Source organism: Micromonospora zamorensis (assembly GCF_900090275.1).
In the GTDB taxonomy this organism is placed as follows: domain Bacteria; phylum Actinomycetota; class Actinomycetes; order Mycobacteriales; family Micromonosporaceae; genus Micromonospora; species Micromonospora zamorensis.
Map to the genome: position 1 here is coordinate 629,910 of NZ_LT607755.1, position 19,421 is coordinate 649,330.

Here is a 19,421-nt window from a genome sequence, read left to right on the forward strand (position 1 = left end):
CCGACGGTTGCTGTCCGGCTGCGGCGTGCTGACACAGCCGGCCGCCTGGTCGCCGAGTGCCGCGCCGACTGCCTGGCTGCTTGGTCGCCGGGTGCGGCCGGGCGGTGCTCGGCCATTGCCAGCCGGTCACTCCTGAGAGCGTTATACCTCAGAGTCATATTTATGCCCCAGAGTCATCAGGCTCGTGAGGAAGTCCGCCGTCAGTGCGCTGCGGTGCGATCGAAGGGCCCGTGAACGGGTACGTCCGGGGGCGTAGGTGCGGTGCCGCTCGTGGACGCACGTCAGGTGGCCTCGGCGCGGGCAGAATGACGGCCATGCGAGGCAGCGGGCGGTGGCGGTGGCCGGAGGTGGCGGCAGACGCCGCGCTGGCTCTGGTGCTGCTCGGGTTCGGGCTGCTCGCCACCGGTCTGGCCGGGGACAACCAGCCGGGGTCGACGCCGGTGGACGCCGCCAGCCGGGTGCTGATCGCGGTCGCCGCGCTCGCTCTGCTGTTCCGCAGGCGCGCCCCGATCGCCACCCTCGCCGTGGTCACCGTGACCACATCGACGTACCTGGTGTTCGGCTACCCGTACGGGCCGATCCTGGTCGCGTTCCTCATCGCGGTGTACACCGTGGCGGTGCGACTGCCGGTGCGCCCGGCGGCGCTCGCCCTTGGCGGCGCGTTCGTCCTGTTGTTGGCGCACGTCTTCTGGTCCGAGGGTCCGGCGCCCGGCTGGGCCGGAGTGCTGCCCGCATCGGCGTGGGTGGTCGTACCGTTCGCGGTGGGGGTCGTGGTGCGGGTCAACCGCGAGACGGCCGCGCGCAGCCGGGCCGAGGCGGCCCGCGATCGCGCCGAACAGGCCCGGCGGCAGGCCGACGAGGAGCGACTGCGCATCGCGCAGGAGGTGCATGACGTGGTGGGGCACGGGCTTGCCGCGATCAGCATGCAGGCGGAGATCGCCCTGCACCTCCTGCCGAAACGGCCCGAGCAGGCGGAGACCGCGCTGACCGCGATCAGCCGGACCAGCCGGGAGGCGCTGGACGAGCTTCGGGTCACCCTCGGTGCGGTGCGGCAGGGCGCCGAGCGAGGGCCGGTGCCCGGTCTGGCCCGGCTCCCGGCGCTGCGCGACCGGCTCGCCGGGGCCGGACTCGCCGTCGACCTGTGTGTGACCGGCGATGCTCGGGACCTGCCGGCGGCGCTGGACCTGACCGCGTACCGGGTGGTGCAGGAGGCGTTGACCAACGTGCTGCGACACGCGGGGGTGGCCAACGCTGAGGTGCGCGTCGACTACCGCGCCGACGAGGTGACCGTCGAGGTCACCGACGAGGGCACCGGCGTGCGGCGGGGCGGAATGGACCCGGTCGACGACGAGAGTGGGCACGGTCTGGCCGGGATGCGGGAGCGGGTCGCGGCGTTGGGCGGGCGGTTGGCCGCCGGGCCGCGCCCCGGCGGCGGATTCCGGGTGTACGCCCGGCTGCCCGTAGGGCCCACCACGTGATCCGGGTGCTGGTCGCCGACGACCAGGACCTGGTCCGGCTCGGTCTGCGCGCGCTGGTGGAGAGCGAGGACGACCTGGCGCTCGCCGGTGAGGCGGCCGACGGTTTGCAGGCGGTCGAGCTGGCGCGCCGGGAACGGCCGGACGTGGTGCTGATGGACATCCGGATGCCCGGCATCGACGGCATCGAGGCGACCCGGCGGATCGTCGCGGACCCCGACCTGACCGGTACGCGGGTGGTGGTGCTGACCACCTTCGAGCTGGACGAGTACGTCTTCGACGCGCTGCGGCACGGCGCGAGCGGGTTCCTCACCAAGGACACCCGACCGGCCGAGCTGCTGCGCGCCATCCGGTTGGTCGCCGAGGGGGAGGCGCTGCTGTCGCCGTCGGTGACCCGTCGGGTGGTGCGCGAGTTCGCCACCCGACCGTCGCGGGTGCTTCGTCCGCACCCCCGGCTGGGCGCGCTGACCGATCGGGAGCGCCAGGTCGTCGGTCTGGTCGGGGAGGGCCTGAACAACGAGGAGATCGCCGCCCGGTTGGTGGTCAGCCCGGCGACCGCGCGGACCCACGTCAGCCGGGCGATGGGCAAGCTGGGAGCCCGGGACCGGGCCCAGCTCGTCGTGTTCGCGTACCAGTCGGGGTTGGTGTCGGGGTGAGGCCCGGGCCGGGCGACAGCGGCCTTGCGGCGGGGCGGTTACCCTAGCGGTGGCCGGACTCCGCAGTGCCGGCCGCGTTGTGCCCGCCGGAATACTGACAAACGGGATGTTCGCGTGTTTGACACCTTGAGTGACCGCCTGTCCGGGATCTTCACCAAGCTCCGCGGCAAGGGGCGGCTCACCGACGCCGACATCGACGCCACCGCGCGCGAGATCCGTCTCGCGCTGCTGGAGGCGGACGTCGCGCTGCCGGTGGTCAAGGGCTTCATCGCGGCCGTCAAGGAGCGGGCCCGCAGCTCCGAGGTCTCCCAGGCGCTGAACCCGGCCCAGCAGATCATCAAGATCGTCAACGAAGAGCTGATCACCGTGCTCGGCGGCGAGGGCCGGCGGCTCCAGTTCGCCAAGCAGCCGCCGACCGTGATCATGCTGGCCGGTCTCCAGGGTTCCGGTAAGACGACCCTGGCCGGCAAGCTGGCCCGCTGGCTCAAGGGCCAGGGGCACCAGCCGCTGCTCGTCGCCGCCGACCTCCAGCGCCCCAACGCCGTCGGGCAGCTCCAGGTGCTCGGTGGCCGGGCCGGTGTCGAGGTGTACGCCCCGGAGCCCGGCAACGGCACCGGTGACCCGGTGCAGGTGGCGCGCGCCTCGATCGAGCACGCGAAGCGGGCTGCCCGCGACATCGTCATCGTCGACACCGCCGGCCGCCTCGGCATCGACGCCGAGATGATGCAGCAGGCCGCCGACATCCGCGACGCGGTCCAGCCGGACGAGGTCATCTTCGTCATCGACGCGATGGTCGGCCAGGACGCCGTCCGCACCGCCGAGGCGTTCCGCGACGGGGTCGGCATCACCGGCGTGGTGCTCTCCAAGCTCGACGGCGACGCTCGCGGCGGTGCCGCGCTGTCGGTGCGCGAGGTCACCGGGCAGCCGATCCTCTTCGCGTCCACCGGTGAGAAGCTGGAGGACTTCGACGTCTTCCACCCCGACCGGATGGCCAGCCGGATCCTCGGCATGGGCGACGTCCTCACTCTGATCGAGCAGGCCGAGCAGGCCTTCGACTCCGATCAGAAGGAGAAGATGACCGCCAAGCTGATGGGCGGCGAGCAGTTCACCCTGGAGGACTTCCTCGATCAGCTCATCGCGGTCCGACGGATGGGCCCGATCGCCAACGTGCTGGCCATGATGCCGGGCATGGGGCAGATGAAGGACCAGCTCGCCGAGCTGGACGACACCCACTTCGACCGGGTCACCGCGATCATCCGGTCGATGACCCCGGGCGAGCGGACCAACCCGAAGATCATCAACGGCTCCCGCCGGGCGCGTATCGCCAACGGCTCCGGGGTCACCGTGATGGACGTCAACCAGCTGCTCAACCGCTTTACCGACGCGCAGAAGATGATGAAGCAGATGGGCGGCATGATGGGCCTGCCCGGCGGTGGCCGGCGCAAGGCGACCAAGTCGCCGAAGAACAAGCGCAAGGGCACCAAGGGTGGCGGTCGGCCGCGTACGGGAGCGGGTGCCGGAGCCGGGATGCCGGGCGGCTTCCCGGGTGGCATGCCGCAGCTCCCGCCGGGGATGGACCCGAACGACCTCGCCGGTGGCCAGGGCCTTCCGCCCGGCTTCAAGCTCCCGAAGATCGACTTCAACAAGCTTGGCAAGGGCGACAACCGCCCCCGCTGACGTCCGTGCCGGTCGAGGGCGACCTGCTCGCCCCCGACCGGGCGTGATCGGGTAGGACTGTGCGCATGGCTCTTCACGTGCGCGGTGTGCTGCTCCCCGACGACGAGGTCCGGGATCTCTGGCTGGTCGGGGACCGGGTGACCTTCACTCCGGTGCCCGGTGCGGAGACGGTCGTCGACGGCGGCTTCGTCCTGCCGGGGTTGGTCGACGCGCACTGCCACATCGGCATCGCCCGAGGCGGCGCCCCGATCACCTCACTCGACCAGGCCCGCGAGTTGGCCCACATCGACCGGGACGCCGGCGTGCTGGCGATCCGCGACGCCGGGTCGCCGTACCCGTACCCCGAACTCGACGACGAGCCGGACCTGCCGCGACTGGCCCGCGCCGGCCGGCACGTCGCGCCGCCGAAGCGCTACCTGCGGGACATCGGCGTGGAGGTCGACGCCACCGAGGTGGCCGCGACGGTGGCCGCCCAGGCGCGGGCCGGCAACGGCTGGGTCAAGCTGGTCGGCGACTGGATCGACCGGGGTGTGGGTGACCTCGCGCCGGCCTGGGACGCGGACACCCTCACCGCGGCCGTCCAGGCCGCCCACGCCGCCGGGGTACGCGCCGCGGTGCACACCTTCTCCGAGTCGGCGGTCGAGATCATGGTGCGGGCCGGGGTGGACTCGGTGGAGCACGGCACCGGGCTCAGCCTGGACCTGATCGACGAGATGGCCCGGCGGGGCACTGCACTGATCCCCACAATGATCAACATCGCCACCTTCGGCGGCATCGCCGAGCAGGCGAGGGGCAAGTTCCCCGGGTACGCGGAGCACATGCTCGCGCTGCGCGACGGTTTCCCCGAGGTGGTGCGTGCCGCGTACGAGGCGGGGGTGCCGATCTACGTGGGCACCGACGCCGGAGGCGGCATCGACCACGGCCTCGCCGCCGAGGAGATGCTTCTGCTGCACGAGCAGGCCGGCATGGCGCCCATCGACGTACTCGCCGCCGCCTCCTGGGGCTCCCGACAGTGGCTGGGCTTCCCCGGCCTGGTCGAGGGTGGCCTCGCCGACCTGACCGTCTACCCCGAAGACCCCCGCCGCGACCTGCGCGTCGTCCGCGCCCCCTCCCGCACGATCCTGCGCGGCCAGGTAGTGCGCTGACCCCGCGCCGTGCCCCGGCGCGCCGTGCCCCGGCGCGCCGTGCCCCGGCCAGGGGAGGCAGCAACATCGGGGATGTTGCTGTCTCCCGCGCGCCGGAGGCAGCAACATCCGGGAAGTTGCGGGCGCGGCGCCGCTCGGCGGTCAGTGCGGGGGCGGCGGGCGGGGTCAGCGGGCTGGGCGGATGGCGGCGCTGAAGAGGTGTACGGCCAGGTCGGCGAGGGCCGTGGCGGTCTGGTCGATCGGCGCGCGGGGGAGCACGATGTGGCTCACCACCAACCGGACGATCGTGTCGGCGGCGAAGGCCAACGCGGCCTGGTCCGCTCCGGGAAGGTGATCGCCGGCCCACTCGATGAGCGCCCCGGACGCCTCGGTGAGCACCACCTCGGCCCGCGTGGTGAGGTACGGAAGCAGCTCGTCCGAACCACCTCGGGCGCTGGTCAGGATGGCCTTGACCAGCGGGTTGTCGGCTGCCGCGGCGAGGGTGTGCGCGATCGCGGCGTACGCGCCGGTCCGTACGTCGGTCCCGTGCGCGAGCAGGGCGGCACGGACGTCGCCGACGAAGCGGTCCACCTCGCGGCGGGCGAGTGCCTCGGCCAGCCCGGCCTTGTTGCCGAACTCGTTGTAGACGGTCTGCCGGCTCACTCCCGCCGTGGTGGCCACGCCGCCCATCCGGACCGCGTCCCAGCCGGCGGCGATGGTCTGCGCGCGGGCGGCGTCCACGATCGTGTCGCGCAGCCGCTGACGCGGCGAGTCCGTCGTTGCAGTCATGATGGTCGAATTCTAGGGGCCGCGCGGCCCGCCCGCCCAGAGCGCATGGCCCGCCCGCCCAGAGCGCATGGCCCGCCCGCCCAGCGCGCATGGCCCGCCCGCCCGACGTGCGCCACCGGCCGGCCAGCGAACGCCGTCGAGCCGCCCACCGGCCGCCGTCGAGTTGTCCAGCGCCGTCACCACCGACGCCGCGAGCGTGCGCAACAGCCACCAGAAGGGGCTGCGACACGGCGCTGCGGCTCCCGGGCGCGGTGTCGCCCCGCGTGACGCATAGGATGTGCGGTCATGGCACGCGTGCTCACTCCCCGTGCGGAGGATTTCCCCCGCTGGTACCAAGACCTGATCGCCAAGGCAAAGCTGGCCGACAACGGCCCGGTTCGCGGCACCATGGTCATCCGACCGGCCGGCTACGCCATCTGGGAGCGTATGCAGGCCGAGATGGACGCCCGGATCAAGGCGGCGGGTGCGGAGAACGCGTACTTCCCGCTCTTCATCCCGGAGAGCTACCTCAAGCGTGAGGCCCAGCACGTCGAGGGCTTTTCGCCGGAGCTGGCGGTCGTCACCCACGGTGGTGGCAAGCCCCTGGCCGAGCCGATCGTGGTGCGCCCGACCAGCGAGACGGTCATCGGCGAGTTCATGGCCAAGTGGATCGACTCGTACCGGGACCTGCCGCTGCTGCTCAACCAGTGGGCGAACGTGGTCCGGTGGGAGCTGCGCCCGCGGCTCTTCCTGCGTACCAGCGAGTTCCTCTGGCAGGAGGGTCACACCGCGCACGCCACCCGCGAGGACGCCCGGGCGTACGCGCGGAAGATCCTGCACGAGGCGTACGAGGACCTGATGGTCAACGTCATCGGCATTCCGGTGGTGGTGGGCCTGAAGACGACGCGCGAGCGGTTCGCCGGGGCGACGGCCACGTACACCTGCGAAGGCATGATGGGTGACGGCAAGGCGCTGCAGTTGGGCACCAGCCACGAGCTGGGCCAGAACTTCGCCAAGGCGTTCGACATCAGCTATTCGTCCAAGGAGGGCGGCCGGGAGCACGCCTGGACCACCTCCTGGGGCACGTCCACCCGGATGCTGGGTGGCCTGATCATGGCGCACGGCGACGACAACGGTCTGCGCGTGCCGCCGAGGCTGGCCCCGATCCAGGCGTACGTCATGATCGTCAAGGACGGCGAGGGTGTCGCCGAGGCGGCGGCCAAGCTGCGCGACGGCCTGCGTGACGCCGGTGTCCGGGTCGCGCTCGACGACCGGACCGACACCGCCTTCGGCCGCCGGGCCGTCGACGCCGAGCTGCGTGGCTATCCGGTACGCATCGAGGTCGGCCCCCGGGACCTGGCCGTCGGCAACGCGACGGTGGTGCGCCGCACCGACGGCTCGAAGTCCCCGACGCCGGTGGCCGACGTGGTCGCCGCTGTGCTGGCCGCGTTGGAGACGGACCAGCAGGTGCTGCACGACCAGGCGTTGGCCAACCGCGAGTCGCGCACGGTGGAGGTCGCCACGCTGGCCGAGGCGATCGAGGCCGCCGCGAACGGCTGGGCACGGGTGCCGTGGTCGGCGGTCGGCGTGGCCGGCGAGGCCGAGGCGAACGGTCAGGGCGTCACGGTGCGCTGCCTGCTGCGCGCCGACGGCTCGGTACCGGACTCCGAGGACGAGCCCGACCTGGTCGCCATCCTCGCCCGCGCCTACTGAGGTGTAGGGAAGCCTGGGCCGGCGCGCGTGGGCATCCTTCTCCACGCCGGCGGCAGAGGAAGAACAACCCGAAGGTGGGTGCGGTGCGCTTCGAGCCGGGTCGGCTGATCATGCATCGGAACGTGCGGCACGGTCGGATCGGGTGGGTCCGGCCGGGCCGCGTGGTCAGCGACGACGACCGGGGTCTGCTGGTGTGGATCGCCCGGGACTCCCCGGTGGCCCACGAGGTGACCGAGGCCGGGCTGGGGATGCGGGCGATGCCGTTCGCCCAGTGGATCTCGTCGTCGTACCGCTTGGCGCACGGGCGCTGGAACGGGCCGCCGCTGCTGAAGTTCCTGCCCACCGGGGCGGCGCACTCCGTCTGGTGGTTCCGCGACGCGCAGGGCCGGTTCGCCAACTGGTACGTCAACCTGGAGGAGCCCGGTGTCCGCTGGGACGACGGTCCGGTGGCCGGCGTCGACGTGGTGGACCAGGACCTGGACGTGGTGGTGCGACCGGACCTCAGCTGGGACTGGAAGGACGAGGACGAGTTCGTCGAGCGGCTCGCCTTCGGCGACGACTACTGGGTGACCGACGAGAAGGCGGTCCGCGCCGAGGGGGAGCGGGTGATCGCGCTCGCCGAGGCCGGCGAGTTCCCGTTCGACGGCACCTGGTGCGACTTCACACCCCCACCAGACTGGGACGTACCGGATGAACTTCCACCTGGATGGGACCGTTCGCCGGTGCGCTGAGAGGTGTCCCGCGTCACCGGTGACGCGGTGTCCGGGTCCGATGCGTGCGATCGGCATCGGATCTGGCAGAATGGGTCGCTGGTATCCGGCGCGCGTCCGGCGCCCTCTAACCCGGGCACGTCGCTAGTCCACCGAGTAGTCTCCGGCCCAACCCCACGGGTCCGGTCGGCGCTCACCCATGCACACCGCCCGCACGGGCCGGTGAGATCGCAACAGGAGCGAAACAACTGTGGCCGTAAAGATCCGGCTCCTGCGGATGGGCAAGATCCGCAACCCGCAGTACCGCATCGTCATCGCCGACTCGCGCACCAAGCGTGACGGTCGGGCGATTGAGTTCGTCGGGATTTACCAGCCGAAGGAAGACCCTTCGATCATCGAGGTCAAGTCGGAGCGGGTCCAGTACTGGCTGTCCGTCGGCGCTCAGCCGAGCGAGGCGGTGCAGCGGCTGCTGGAGCTGACCGGTGACTGGCAGAAGTACAAGGGCCTGCCGGCCCCGCCGCCGCTCCTGGTCGCCCCCGAGCGGGCCGACCGCAAGGCTGTGTACGAGGCTGAGTCGAAGGCCGCCGCCGGGCTCGCCCCGGAGACGCCGGCCAAGCCGGCCAAGAAGGCCGCCAAGACCGCTGAGGCTCCGGCCGAGGCGCCCAAGGCTGAGGCTCCGAAGACCGAGGCTCCGGCTGAGGCTGCGAAGACCGAGGCTCCGGCCGAGGCTCCGAAGGCTGAGGCTCCGGCCGCCGCTGCCGACGCCGGTGAGCAGGCCTGACATGCCTCTGCGTCCGGCGTTGGAGCACCTGGTCAAGGGCATCGTCGACCACCCGGACGACGTCCGGGTGCGGATGGTCGATTCCCGTCGGGGCAAGCGGCTCGAAGTCCGCGTGCACCCCGAGGACCTCGGCACGGTGATCGGGCGGTCCGGCCGGACCGCCAAGGCGCTGCGCCAGGTGATCGGCTCCATCGGCGGGCGCGGGGTACGCGTCGACATCGTCGACTCGTACTGATGCAGCTCGTCGTTGGCAGGATCGGCAAGCCGCACGGCGTCCGCGGTGAAGTCACCGTGGAAGTGCGGACCGACGAGCCCGAAGCACGGTTCGCCCCCGGCACAGTGCTGCGCACTGAGCCGGGGGCGATGCCCCCGCCCACAGCCCCGGAAGACGAGCCCGGCGTTCCGTTCCGGGTTCCGGCGGAGCTGACCATCGAGGAAGCCCGCTTCCACCAGGGCCGGGTGCTGATCGCGTTCGCTGGGATCCCGGACCGCAACACCGCAGAGGCGCTGCGCGGCACCCTGCTCGTGGTGGACAGCGCCGATGTGACCCCGCCGGACGACCCGGAGGAGTTCCACGACCACCAGCTCGTCGGGCTGGCCGTGGTCACCCCGACCGGTGAGCGGCTGGGCGAGGTGGCCCGGATCGACCACGCGCCGTCCTCGGACCTGCTGGTCCTGCGACGCTCCGAGGGGCGTACCGCGTTGATCCCGTTCGTCCGGGCGATCGTCCCGGAGGTCGACCTGGCCGGTGGACGTGTGATCGTCGACCCGCCAGCCGGACTGCTCGATCTCTAGGATCACCCCGCTATGCGCGTCGACGTCGTGTCGATCTTTCCGGAATACTTCGCCCCGCTCGACCTGTCGCTGATCGGGCGGGCGCGGGCCAACGGCGTACTCCAGCTTGCCGTGCACGACCTGCGGACCTGGACCCACGACGTGCACCGCACCGTCGACGACACTCCCTACGGCGGCGGGCCGGGGATGGTGATGCGTCCGGAGCCGTGGGGTGAGGCGCTGGACGCGCTCGCGCCGGCCGACGCCCCGCCACCCCGGTTGCTGGTGCCGTCGCCGGCCGGTGCCCCGTTCACCCAGGCCATGGCTCACGAGCTGGCCGCCGAGTCGCATCTGCTCTTCGCCTGCGGCCGGTACGAGGGCATCGACCAACGTGTTCTGGCGCACGCCGCCACCCGGATGCCGGTCACCGAGGTCTCACTCGGTGACTACGTCCTCTTCGGTGGCGAGGTCGCGGTGCTGGTGATCCTGGAGGCGGTCACCCGGTTGCTGCCGGGGGTGCTGGGCAACGCGGGCTCGCTGGACGAGGAGTCGCACGCGCACGGGCTGCTGGAGGCGCCGATCTACACCAAGCCGCCGAGCTGGCGCGGGCACGACGTGCCCGAGGTGCTCCGCTCGGGTGACCACGGCAGGATCGCCCGTTGGCGGCGCGAGGAGGGTCTGCTGCGCACCGCCGCCCGTCGTCCTGACCTGCTCGCCGCGCTGCCCGCCGATCGGCTCGACAAACGGGACATCGCGGCCCTGGACCAGGCCGGATTTCAGCTGCCGGCGGGGGATGTGGCAAAGTAGGGGGGTTGCCGCATCCGTCCGCGCCCGCGGGCGGCTGCGAGGATCCCCGACCGGGGTCGGCCCGCCGACGTCACCCGGGGATCAGAATCACCCACCCGCGCACCGAGTGACGGTGCGCCGTGAGCCTTACGAGGACGCAGCGATGAACATCCTGGACGCCCTTGACGCCCAGTCGAAGCGGACCGACCTTCCCGACTTCCGGGCCGGTGACACCGTCAAGGTGCACGCCCGCGTCGTCGAGGGCAACCGGTCCCGTGTCCAGATCTTCCAGGGCGTCGTGATCCGCCGCCAGGGTGACGGTCTGCGCGAGACCTTCTCGGTCCGCAAGGTCAGCTTCGGCGTCGGCGTCGAGCGGACCTACCCGATCAACGGCCCGGGCATCGACCGGATCGAGATCGTGACCCGCGGTGCCGTGCGCCGCGCCAAGCTCTACTACCTGCGCGAGCTGCGCGGCAAGAAGGCCAAGATCAAGGAGAAGCGGGAGAAGCAGCCCAGCTGACTTCCCGCTCACCACGCCGCCTGAGCTGTGCGTATGCCGTACCGACCAGACCGCACTACCCTGGTCGTACGGGCGCAGCGAGGCGGCGGCCCCGCCCACGTGGCGGGCAGCCGTCCACTACCGCCCGTGGAGCCTCGACGAGGCTCCCGGGCGGTAGTGCTTCTGTGGACCGGGGAGTGGCGTGGTGCAGACGCTTGACGAGGACGGCACCGTCGATCCGTGGCGCCGGCGGGCTCGCCGTGCCCGCCGCCAGATGCCTCTCTGGCAGGAGCTCCCGCTGCTGCTGGTGGTCGCGTTCTGCCTCGCGGTGCTGATCCGCACCTTCCTGCTCCAGGCGTTCTTCATCCCGTCCAGCTCGATGGAGGACACGCTCCTCATCGGGGACCGGGTGCTGGTCAACAAGGTCGTCTACGACGTACGCGACCCGCAACGCGGCGAGGTGGTGGTCTTCCGGGGCACCGACCGCTGGGCGCCGCAGGTCGACGAGCAGCCGGCGCCCGGCGTCGCCGGCAAGCTCACCCGCACCGTCGGTGACCTGGTCGGGGTGAGTCGCCCCGGCGAGAAGGACTTCATCAAGCGCGTGATCGGTCTCCCCGGCGACCGGGTCAAGTGCTGCGACAGCCAGGGTCGGGTGACCGTCAACGGCACGCCGCTCAACGAGCCGTACGTGCTGCGGGACTCCCCGCTGGACCTGCCGCCCAACCCGGCGGAGTGCCGCTCCCGGCGCTTCGACGAGGTCGTCGTACCGCCCGGTCAGATCTTCGTGATGGGTGACCACCGCGAGGTCTCGCAGGATGCGCGCTGCCAGGGCCCGGTGCCGATCGACAACGTGGTCGGGCGGGCCTTCATCGTGGTCTGGCCCTCGTCGCGGTGGACTTCGCTGTCGGTGCCGTCGACGTTCGACGACGTGTCCGCGCCGGCGACGGCGTCTCCCGGCGCACCCCCGGTGCAACCGACCCCGCAGGGCGGTGTGCTGCTGATACTCCCGTTGGCAGCCGCACTGCGTGGTTCCCGCGCGTTCCGGTCGGTGGCGTCCAGTTCGGCAACGTAGGCTCCTTGGCGTGATTGACGAGCAGACCGACAAGCCCCGCAGCTCCTTCTGGAAGGAGCTGCCGATCCTGCTGGGTGTGGCGATCCTGGTCGCGGTGCTGGTCCGCGCCTTCGTGCTGCAGACCTTCTTCATCCCCTCCCCGTCCATGGAGAACACTCTCAAGATCGACGACCGGGTGCTGGTCAACAAGCTGGTCTACGACTTCCGATCGCCGCACCGCGGCGAGGTGATCGTGTTCAAGGCTCCGACCGCCTGGAGCGGCAACCCCGACGGTGAGGACTTCATCAAGCGGGTGATCGGCGTCCCCGGTGACCACGTGGTCTGCTGCGACCCGGAGGAACGGCTGATGATCAACGGCAAGTCGTTGGACGAGCCGTACATCTTCTCGATGGACGGCATCCGCGACAAGCCCGCCGATCAGGAGTTCGACATCACCGTGCCGAAGGGCCGGCTGTGGGTGATGGGCGACCACCGCTCGGCTTCCGGTGACTCCCTGGAGCACTGGCAGCAGTCCGGGCAGAACATCACCGAGGCCACGATCCCCGAGGACGACGTCGTCGGTCGGGCGTTCACCGTCTTCTGGCCGGTGAGTCGGGCCACCTGGCTGACCGTGCCGGACCAGTTCGACGGCATTCCCAAGCCGTAGGCCGCCCGGGGCGTGGGCGATCCGCCGCCGGTCTGGCAGGCTGGGGCGGTGACCGTGAGCGCGAGGAGTGAGCCTGCGAGCCCCGCAGCCGCGAGCAGTGCCGACCGTGCCTATACCCCTCGACGCGCCGCCCGCGTGCTGCTCGTCGACGCGGCCGGCCGGGTCCTGCTGTTCGAGGGCTTCGACCCGGCCCGACCAGGGCACCGCTACTGGTTCACCCCCGGCGGTGGGCTCGACCCGGCGGAGTCCCCGGCAGCCGGCGCGGCACGGGAGCTGGCCGAGGAGACCGGGTTGCGGCTCGACCCGGCCGAGTTGGGCGAGCCGGTCTGGTGCGACACGACCGAGTTCACGTTCGACGGCACCTGGTACCGCCAGGAACAGGACTTCTTCCTTTTCCGGGTGCAGTCCTGGCAGGTGGACACCACCGGCTTCAACGACATCGAGCAGCGCAGCATCGCCGATCACCGCTGGTGGCTTCCCGCCGAGTTGGCGGTCAGCGGTGAGCGGTTCTATCCCCCCGAGCTGCCCGTCCTGCTGACCCGGCTGGGGCAGTCGACCGGCGCGGGCCAGGGCGAGGCGTCGTGCTGACCCCGCCGCGCACCGTCGTGCGCCGCGAGGCCGGCCTGTACGCCCTGGAGCGAGCGCTCCAGCGGCGCGGCTTCCGGCACGTCGCCGGCGCGGACGAGGCGGGCCGGGGCGCGTGTGCCGGTCCGCTGGTCGCCGCCGCGGCGGTGCTGCCCGAGGGGCGGCGCGGCGAGATCGAGGGGCTGGCCGACTCGAAGCTGCTCACCCCGGCGAGCAGGGAACGGGTGTACGCGGAGGTGGTGGACCGGGCACTCGCGTACGCCGTGGTGGTCATCCCCGCGGACGAGGTCGACGCCCGGGGGCTGCACGTGTGCAACCTGGCGGCGATGCGTCGGGCGCTCGCCTCCCTCACCACCCGCCCGGAGTACGTGCTGACCGACGGCTTCGGCGTGGACGGCCTGGGCGTGCCCGGCCTGGCGGTGTGGAAGGGTGACCGGGTCGCGGCGTGTGTGGCGGCGGCCAGCGTGCTCGCCAAGGTCACCCGGGACCGGATCATGGTGGAGCTGGACGGGGTGTTCCCGGCGTACGGCTTCGCCGAGCACAAGGGTTACATCACCCCGGAGCACTCCGCTGCGCTGCGGGAGCACGGGCCGTGCCGGGAGCACCGGTTCTCGTACGTCAATGTCGCCGCGGTCTCCGGCCGCGACGGCCGGCCGCCGCGGGCCCGACGGCCCGGCGGCCACGCGCTGGAAGAGCCGATGGAGCGCTCCTGGGCGTCAGGGGGTACCGTCGGCGTGGCGTTGGGCGAGCAGCCTCGGCCTCCGGCGCCGGTGGGGGAAGATGTGGCCATGGAAGGCGGAGTGCGATGAGCGCGGAAGATCTCGAGAAGTACGAGACCGAGATGGAGCTGCAGCTCTACCGGGAGTACCGCGACATTGTCCGCCAATTCTCGTACGTGGTGGAGACGGAACGTCGGTTCTACCTGGCCAACCAGGTCGACCTGCATGTGCGCAACTCCGACGGCGAGGTCTACTTCGAGGTCGAGATGCACGACGCCTGGGTGTGGGACATGTACCGTCCTGCCCGCTTCGTGAAGAACGTCCGGGTGATGACCTTCAAGGACGTCAACGTCGAAGAGCTGGAGAAGCCCGACATCTCGCTGCCCGCCGACTCCGGCTTCGGCGGCTGACCGCACCCACGCCGACCGGCCGCACCACGGGCCCCCCACCCGCGGTGTGACCCCTGCCGCCGATCACTCGGCCGGCACCAGGTCACTCGGCCGGCACCACGACCTCGACCCGCTGCACCAGGTTGTTGGCGAAGCCGCCACGGTTCCACGGCTGCTCGACCGGCTGGGTGCGACCCGACGCGTCGGTCGCCCGGGCACCGAGCACGTGCCGGCCCGGCGTGGCGGACCACTCGTAGCGCCACCGCCGCCAGGCGAAGTCGCCGCCGTCCGCCGGGTCCAACTCGGCCGGCGCCCAGCTCTGCCCACCGTCGGTGGTGACCTCCACGGAGACCACCGGCGCGTGCCCCGACCAGGCCCGTCCGTCCACCGTGCACGGCCCGGGCCGCAGCACCCGGCGGCGGGACATGAAATCGGGGAAGCCAGGCGGGCGGACCAGCGCGCGGGGTTCGATCCGGGTGACCGGAACGCCCGGGTCGTCAGCGTCGGTGCGCACCCGGTACGCGACGGCGTTCTGGTAGCCCTCGAACGGCTCGGTGCGGATCTCGACCGACTGGAGCCATTTCACGTGCGCCATGCCATACCAGCCGGGCACGATCAGCCGAAGCGGGGCGCCGTGCTGCGGCAGCAGGGGAGCGCCGTTCATCTCGTACGCCAGCAGCACCTCCTCGCGCAGCGCGTCGGCGACCGGAAGGGCCCGCTGGTAGTCCTGCTCGACCCCACGCTCGACGCCGTGGTCGGCGCCGGTGAAGACCACGTCCACCGCGTCCGGCCCGAGGCCCGCCTCCCGCAGCAGCGGAGCGAGGGGGGTGCCGGTCCACTCGGCGTTGCCGACCGCCTCGACCAGCCAGGGCTGGCTGACCGGCCGGGGGTGCAGCAGGGCTCGCCCGTTGCCGGCGCACTCCAGGGTCACCTGCTGGGTGACCCGTGGCCGCTCACGCAGGTCGGCGAGGGTGACCGTCAGCGGGCGGTCCACCGCGCCGCCGATGGTCAGCGTGTGCGCCGCCGGGTCGACGTCCGGGATGTCGTAGTGGATCAGCAGGTAGTGCAACCCGGCCGGGGTGACGTCGTAGCGCAGCGCCTCCAACGGGATGCCGTGGTTGCGGGCGGCGAGCTGCAACTCCTCGGCGCTGATCGCCTCGTCCGGCTCCGCAAGCCGGGACGGGCCGCTCACGTCGGCCACCGTCGGCGTCCGGTCATCGACAGTGGTCATGCCTGGGCCTCCCCGGTCCACACGGCGGCACCCGCCGTACGCGGACCAGCCTAGGCCCTCCCTGGCAGCACGAACATGGCCCGGGGGACGGTGGGGTGAGGTCAGCGGGGGAGGAGGAGACTGGCGCCGGTTCGGCCGAACAGTCCCGGTGGAGGCTCCCAGTGCTCGCGGATGAGGAATTCTGGCGACTCGTCGACATGTTGGGCGGTCAGCCCGAGGTCCAGGACGACCGTCCGTACGAGCGGTTGACCTCGGTGCTGTCGGAGCAGCCGGTGGAGCGGATCGTCGACTTCGCCGAGGCGCTGGCGTTCAAGCTCCACCAACTGGACCGTCGGGTGCTGGCCCAGGCTGTCCTGCCCGGCGCCGACCGACTGTCCGATGACGACTTCCTGTATGCGCGGTGCGCGGTGGTGGTGGCGGGACCAGCGGCCATGGCTGCCGTGCTGGCGGATCCCGCAGCGTTCGACCGCTTCACCACCGTCGAGGCCGCTCATGCGGAATCGATCCTCGACGTCCCCTCCGACGCCTACCAGAAGGCGACCGGGAAGGAGTGGGACCACGTCGAGGAGTACGACTACGAGACCGGCTCGAACGAGCCGTGGTGGTGACCGGGCCGTAGCAGATCCTCGGCATCACTGGGTGGTCGTCCACAGGACCTCCGGTTGTCCCCAGGTCCGCAGGCCGGGCTGGCGGACGACCCGGCTTCGGTCGGAGGCTGCCGTCATGCGACCCCCATCCGTCCCGCGCATCGGCCGGGTCCGCCATGCCGGGCTGCTCCGCGCCGCGCTTGTCCTCGCGCTGATCGTCCAGCTCGGCGGGTTGGTCGAGGCGACACCCCGCGAACCACCGACGCCGGCCGTGCCGGTCGCGGCGGCCCTGCCGTCCGCCCCGCAGCACGCCGGGCGGTTCCGCTGGCCGGTCACCGGGGCGCCTCGTCCGGTACGCCGATTCGACCCGCCGCCCCGGCCGTGGCTGCCCGGTCACCGGGGCGTCGACCTGGCCGCGCCGGCCGGAACGGTGATCCGAAGCGCCGGTCCGGGCACCGTGCTCTTCGCCGGTCTGGTGGCCGGGCGACCGGTGATCACCGTGGGGCACGCCGACGGGCTGCGAACCACCCACGAGCCGGTCCGACCCGCCGTACGTCCCGGCCAGCAGGTCACCGCCGGCACGCCGCTGGGCGAGCTGCTGCCCGGACACCCGGGTTGCCCGGCCGCGGCGTGCCTGCACTGGGGCCTGCGCCGTGGCACGGACTATCTGGACCCGCTGGCACTGCTCGGCCTCGGCCCGGTGCGACTGCTGCCGGTCAATCAGGCCGGCCCTCCGCTGCCGGTCCATGAGGCCGGCCCACCGTTGCCGGTCCATGGGGCCGGCCTCGGCGAGGTCAGCGCTGGGCGAGCAGCGCCGGCAGCCGCGCGGCCAGCCGCTCGTACTCGTCGGCGGTGTTGTAGACCTGACCGGTGAGGCGCAACCACCCCCGGCCGTTCCAGCTCATCACCGCCACCTCGGCGGCGAGCCGTTCGCCGATCCGCGCCTGCAACGCCCGCGCCGCGTCGATGGTGGCGGCCAGGCCGGCCGGCAACGGAATGAGGCGCAGAGACACCTCCGGCCCGCCGGGGTCGGGCAGTTGGGCGGGAGGCACCCCCAGCGCGTCCGCGACCACCCGCTGGCCGTACGCGGCGAGCGCGGCGTTGTGCGCCCGCACCCGGTCGACGCCGAGACTGCGCAGCGTGAACAGGCCCGCCGGAGCGGCCAGCCAGGACGTGTAGTCGAGGGTCGCCTGCCACTCGACCCGGGCCGGGAAACCAGACTCCTGCTCCCAGGACACCACCAGCGGCTCGATCCGGTCCCGCCACTGCGGTGCCACCGCCAGCAGGGCGGTCCCGCGCGGGGCGTACGCCCACTTGTGCAGGTTGCCCACCCAGAAGTCCGCGCCGATGCTGGCCACCGTCGTGGACAGCATCCCCGGGGCGTGTGCGGCGTCGACCAGGACCGGTACGCCGTGTTCGCGGGCCACCCCGACGATCGCGGCGGTCGGGAAGAGCTTGGCCGTGGCCGAGGTGAGCTGGTCGACGACGAGCACCCGGGTCCGCCCGGGGCGCAGGCCCGCGCGGATGATCTGCACGAGCTGCTCGTCGCTCGCGGCCAGCGGGATCGGCAGCACCCGGCTGACCGCTCCGGTGCGACGGCACTCGCGCTGGATGGCCAGGCTCACCGCCCCGTACCCGTGATCTGTGCTGAGCACCTCGTCGCCGGGTTGCAGACCCAGCGACTGGAGCACGACGGCGACGCCGGTCGTGGTGTTGCCCACCAGGGCGCTGCCGTCGGGGTCGGCACCCAGGAACCCGGCGAGGTGCCGGCGGGTGTGCGCGATCCGGTCGACCAGGCCCTGGGTGAAGAAGCGCAGCGGGTTGGCCTCCATCTCGTCACGCAGCCGCTGCTGGGCCCGCTGCACCCCGATCGGGACCGCGCCGAACGAGCCGTGGTTGAGGTGGCTGACCGCCGGGTCCAGGGAGAAGAGCAGGCGGGCGCCCGGAATGGGTTCAGGGGGCTGCGGGACGCTCACGTGATGATCGTAACCGCCGGGGCCCCCGCCCTCCGGTCCTTGATCAGGCGCGTGGGTGGGCCTGACGGTAGGCGGCGCGCAGCCGCTCCACAGAAACGTGCGTGTAGATCTGCGTGCTGGCCAACGACGCGTGGCCGAGCAGCTCCTGCACGGCCCGCAGGTCCGCGCCGCCCTCCAGGAGGTGGGTGGCCGCCGAGTGGCGCAGACCGTGTGGGCTCGTCCGGGGCAGACCGGCGGCCTCGGCGTACGCACCGACGATCTGACGGGCCGTCGTCGGGTTGAGTCGGCCACCCCTGGCACCCAACAGCAGCGCGTCCCCGGAACGGGCACCCACCAACGCCGGACGGCCCCGACGCAGCCATTCGTCCAACGCCCGCTGTGCGGGCACCCCGTACGGCACCGCGCGCTCCCGTCCGCCCTTGCCGAACACCCGGATCACCCGCCGGCCATGGTCGACGTCCCCGACGTCCAACCCGCACGCCTCGCTGACCCGTACACCGGTGGCGTAGAGCAGCTCCAGCAGCACCCGGTCACGCAGCGGCACGGCCTCGATCTCGGCCGTCTGCGCCGCGCTCGGTGTTGGCCCCGGAGATGGGTCGGTGGGAGCTGGGCTTACGGACGGCGCCGGCCGCACCGGCGGGTTGGTGGGAGCTGAACCCACGGGCGGTGCCTGCCGGGACGGTGCCTCGACCAGGGCGGCGGCCTGGTCGGCGCGTAGGACGCTGGGCAGCTCGCGGTGCGCACGCGGACTCGCCAGCGCCGCACCGACGTCGGCGGAGAGCAGCCCGGCCCGGTGCGCCCAGGCGCTGAACGCCCGTGCCGACGCGGCCCGGCGGGCCAGCGAGGTGCGGGCCGCACCGGTGGTGCGTTGCTTCGCCAGCCAGCTGCGCAGCACCGACAGGTCCAGCGCGCCCAGGTCGACGCAGCCCATCCGGACGGCGTGGTCGAGCAGCGAGACGAGATCGGTGACGTACGCGCGGACGGTGTGCGCCGACCGGTTACGCACCCGGGACAGGTGCTCGGCGAAGTCGTCGACGGCGTCACGCAGCTCGGGCGGTAGTGCCTGGTGCATGGCCCGGGTGCCCCGGTCCGGCCGGCTCATCGTGGCCGCGTCGGCTTGCGGACCGGTCCATCGGCCCCGGCACCTTCACTGGCAGCTGGCACGGCACCAGCCTACGGCCGAACGACGAGGGTCACCGGCCCCCACGGTGCCGGTGTTCGTCGGGCCTCGACTATCGCCTGTTGGACCTCCT

At 72.2% G+C, this 19,421-nt stretch carries 22 protein-coding genes; 18 read left to right on the top strand and 4 right to left on the bottom strand.

The window, feature by feature from the left end:
* Window positions 1–314: 314 nt before the first annotated feature.
* From GA0070619_RS02880 to GA0070619_RS02895, 4 genes are all read left to right on the top strand, one after another.
* Complete coding sequence (locus GA0070619_RS02880; protein WP_231927244.1) at window positions 315–1,478, top strand: sensor histidine kinase; 1,164 nt, start codon at window positions 315–317, stop codon at window positions 1,476–1,478.
* Window positions 1,475–2,131: a response regulator transcription factor gene (locus GA0070619_RS02885; protein WP_088946614.1), complete on the top strand. Its 657-nt coding sequence runs from the start codon at window positions 1,475–1,477 to the stop codon at window positions 2,129–2,131. The genes GA0070619_RS02880 and GA0070619_RS02885 overlap by 4 nt, the downstream gene beginning before the upstream one ends.
* 114 nt (window positions 2,132–2,245) lie before the next feature.
* Window positions 2,246–3,808: a signal recognition particle protein gene (gene ffh, locus GA0070619_RS02890; RefSeq protein WP_088946615.1), complete on the top strand. Its 1,563-nt coding sequence runs from the start codon at window positions 2,246–2,248 to the stop codon at window positions 3,806–3,808.
* A 65-nt stretch (window positions 3,809–3,873) separates the two neighbouring features.
* Entirely contained in the window at window positions 3,874–4,953 is a 1,080-nt protein-coding gene (locus GA0070619_RS02895) for an amidohydrolase family protein (protein ID WP_088946616.1), read from the top strand.
* A gap of 165 nt (window positions 4,954–5,118) precedes the next feature.
* Here the strand turns inward: GA0070619_RS02895 and GA0070619_RS02900 are convergent, their stop codons facing one another.
* The gene (locus GA0070619_RS02900; RefSeq protein WP_088946617.1) at window positions 5,119–5,721 is read right to left on the bottom strand and encodes a TetR/AcrR family transcriptional regulator; all 603 of its coding nucleotides are present in this window, start codon (window positions 5,719–5,721) and stop codon (window positions 5,119–5,121) included.
* A 285-nt stretch (window positions 5,722–6,006) separates the two neighbouring features.
* Here GA0070619_RS02900 and proS point away from each other — a divergent pair, with 285 nt between their 5' ends.
* The 12 genes from proS (at window position 6,007) to GA0070619_RS02960 (ending at window position 14,395) form a co-directional block, all read left to right on the top strand.
* The gene (proS, locus tag GA0070619_RS02905) at window positions 6,007–7,413 is read left to right on the top strand and encodes a proline--tRNA ligase (RefSeq protein ID WP_088946618.1); all 1,407 of its coding nucleotides are present in this window, start codon (window positions 6,007–6,009) and stop codon (window positions 7,411–7,413) included.
* 83 nt (window positions 7,414–7,496) lie between these two features.
* On the top strand, window positions 7,497–8,144 hold the full coding sequence (locus GA0070619_RS02910; protein ID WP_088951517.1) for a ribonuclease FAU-1 family protein: 648 nt from the start codon (window positions 7,497–7,499) through the stop codon (window positions 8,142–8,144).
* 229 nt (window positions 8,145–8,373) lie between these two features.
* On the top strand, window positions 8,374–8,904 hold the full coding sequence (gene rpsP, locus GA0070619_RS02915) for a 30S ribosomal protein S16 (RefSeq protein WP_088946619.1): 531 nt from the start codon (window positions 8,374–8,376) through the stop codon (window positions 8,902–8,904).
* Window positions 8,879–9,139, top strand: a complete 261-nt coding sequence (locus GA0070619_RS02920) for an RNA-binding protein (protein WP_172862164.1) — start codon at window positions 8,879–8,881, stop codon at window positions 9,137–9,139. The genes rpsP and GA0070619_RS02920 overlap by 26 nt, the downstream gene beginning before the upstream one ends.
* A complete protein-coding gene (rimM, locus tag GA0070619_RS02925) occupies window positions 9,139–9,699 on the top strand; it encodes a ribosome maturation factor RimM (RefSeq protein ID WP_088946620.1) in 561 nt (186 codons plus the stop codon). Before GA0070619_RS02920 ends, rimM begins: the two co-directional genes overlap by 1 nt.
* 12 nt (window positions 9,700–9,711) lie before the next feature.
* Window positions 9,712–10,485, top strand: a complete 774-nt coding sequence (trmD, locus tag GA0070619_RS02930) for a tRNA (guanosine(37)-N1)-methyltransferase TrmD (RefSeq protein ID WP_088946621.1) — start codon at window positions 9,712–9,714, stop codon at window positions 10,483–10,485.
* Window positions 10,486–10,627: 142 nt separating this feature from the next.
* A complete protein-coding gene (gene rplS / locus GA0070619_RS02935; RefSeq protein ID WP_088946622.1) occupies window positions 10,628–10,984 on the top strand; it encodes a 50S ribosomal protein L19 in 357 nt (118 codons plus the stop codon).
* 181 nt (window positions 10,985–11,165) lie between these two features.
* Window positions 11,166–12,035, top strand: a complete 870-nt coding sequence (lepB, locus tag GA0070619_RS02940) for a signal peptidase I (RefSeq protein ID WP_088946623.1) — start codon at window positions 11,166–11,168, stop codon at window positions 12,033–12,035.
* Between the two features lie 10 nt (window positions 12,036–12,045).
* A complete protein-coding gene (lepB, locus tag GA0070619_RS02945; RefSeq protein WP_088946624.1) occupies window positions 12,046–12,681 on the top strand; it encodes a signal peptidase I in 636 nt (211 codons plus the stop codon).
* A 54-nt stretch (window positions 12,682–12,735) separates the two neighbouring features.
* Window positions 12,736–13,269: an NUDIX hydrolase gene (locus GA0070619_RS02950; RefSeq protein WP_269458584.1), complete on the top strand. Its 534-nt coding sequence runs from the start codon at window positions 12,736–12,738 to the stop codon at window positions 13,267–13,269.
* Window positions 13,263–14,075, top strand: coding sequence for a ribonuclease HII (locus GA0070619_RS02955; protein ID WP_088946626.1), 813 nt, complete (start codon window positions 13,263–13,265; stop codon window positions 14,073–14,075). The genes GA0070619_RS02950 and GA0070619_RS02955 overlap by 7 nt, the downstream gene beginning before the upstream one ends.
* On the top strand, window positions 14,072–14,395 hold the full coding sequence (locus GA0070619_RS02960) for a DUF2469 domain-containing protein (RefSeq protein ID WP_007075222.1): 324 nt from the start codon (window positions 14,072–14,074) through the stop codon (window positions 14,393–14,395). Before GA0070619_RS02955 ends, GA0070619_RS02960 begins: the two co-directional genes overlap by 4 nt.
* An 82-nt stretch (window positions 14,396–14,477) precedes the next feature.
* Here GA0070619_RS02960 and GA0070619_RS02965 read toward each other — a convergent pair whose 3' ends face one another.
* Window positions 14,478–15,605, bottom strand: a complete 1,128-nt coding sequence (locus GA0070619_RS02965) for a sulfite oxidase (protein ID WP_088946627.1) — start codon at window positions 15,603–15,605, stop codon at window positions 14,478–14,480.
* 161 nt (window positions 15,606–15,766) lie between these two features.
* On the opposite strand from GA0070619_RS02965, the gene GA0070619_RS02970 reads away from it, so the two are divergent.
* Both GA0070619_RS02970 and GA0070619_RS02975 read left to right on the top strand, forming a co-directional pair.
* The gene (locus tag GA0070619_RS02970; RefSeq protein ID WP_088946628.1) at window positions 15,767–16,213 is read left to right on the top strand and encodes a DUF4240 domain-containing protein; all 447 of its coding nucleotides are present in this window, start codon (window positions 15,767–15,769) and stop codon (window positions 16,211–16,213) included.
* Window positions 16,214–16,328: 115 nt separating this feature from the next.
* A complete protein-coding gene (locus GA0070619_RS02975) occupies window positions 16,329–17,066 on the top strand; it encodes a murein hydrolase activator EnvC family protein (protein ID WP_088946629.1) in 738 nt (245 codons plus the stop codon).
* Here the strand turns inward: GA0070619_RS02975 and GA0070619_RS02980 are convergent.
* Both GA0070619_RS02980 and GA0070619_RS02985 read right to left on the bottom strand, forming a co-directional pair.
* Entirely contained in the window at window positions 16,987–18,168 is a 1,182-nt protein-coding gene (locus GA0070619_RS02980; protein WP_088946630.1) for an aminotransferase class V-fold PLP-dependent enzyme, read from the bottom strand. The genes GA0070619_RS02975 and GA0070619_RS02980 overlap by 80 nt on opposite strands.
* A 43-nt stretch (window positions 18,169–18,211) precedes the next feature.
* Window positions 18,212–19,270, bottom strand: a complete 1,059-nt coding sequence (locus tag GA0070619_RS02985; protein ID WP_088946631.1) for a tyrosine-type recombinase/integrase — start codon at window positions 19,268–19,270, stop codon at window positions 18,212–18,214.
* Window positions 19,271–19,421 lie beyond the last annotated feature (151 nt).

Coding starts and splice junctions, on each gene's coding strand:
- GA0070619_RS02880 (WP_231927244.1), top strand. CDS start 315: ATGCGAGGCAGCGGGCGGTGGCGGTGGCCGGAGGTGGCGGCAGACGCC.
- GA0070619_RS02895 (WP_088946616.1), top strand. CDS start 3,874: ATGGCTCTTCACGTGCGCGGTGTGCTGCTCCCCGACGACGAGGTCCGG.
- GA0070619_RS02900 (WP_088946617.1), bottom strand. CDS start 5,721: ATGACTGCAACGACGGACTCGCCGCGTCAGCGGCTGCGCGACACGATC.
- proS (WP_088946618.1), top strand. CDS start 6,007: ATGGCACGCGTGCTCACTCCCCGTGCGGAGGATTTCCCCCGCTGGTAC.
- rimM (WP_088946620.1), top strand. CDS start 9,139: ATGCAGCTCGTCGTTGGCAGGATCGGCAAGCCGCACGGCGTCCGCGGT.
- trmD (WP_088946621.1), top strand. CDS start 9,712: ATGCGCGTCGACGTCGTGTCGATCTTTCCGGAATACTTCGCCCCGCTC.
- rplS (WP_088946622.1), top strand. CDS start 10,628: ATGAACATCCTGGACGCCCTTGACGCCCAGTCGAAGCGGACCGACCTT.
- GA0070619_RS02960 (WP_007075222.1), top strand. CDS start 14,072: ATGAGCGCGGAAGATCTCGAGAAGTACGAGACCGAGATGGAGCTGCAG.
- GA0070619_RS02965 (WP_088946627.1), bottom strand. CDS start 15,605: ATGACCACTGTCGATGACCGGACGCCGACGGTGGCCGACGTGAGCGGC.
- GA0070619_RS02975 (WP_088946629.1), top strand. CDS start 16,329: ATGCGACCCCCATCCGTCCCGCGCATCGGCCGGGTCCGCCATGCCGGG.
- GA0070619_RS02985 (WP_088946631.1), bottom strand. CDS start 19,270: ATGAGCCGGCCGGACCGGGGCACCCGGGCCATGCACCAGGCACTACCG.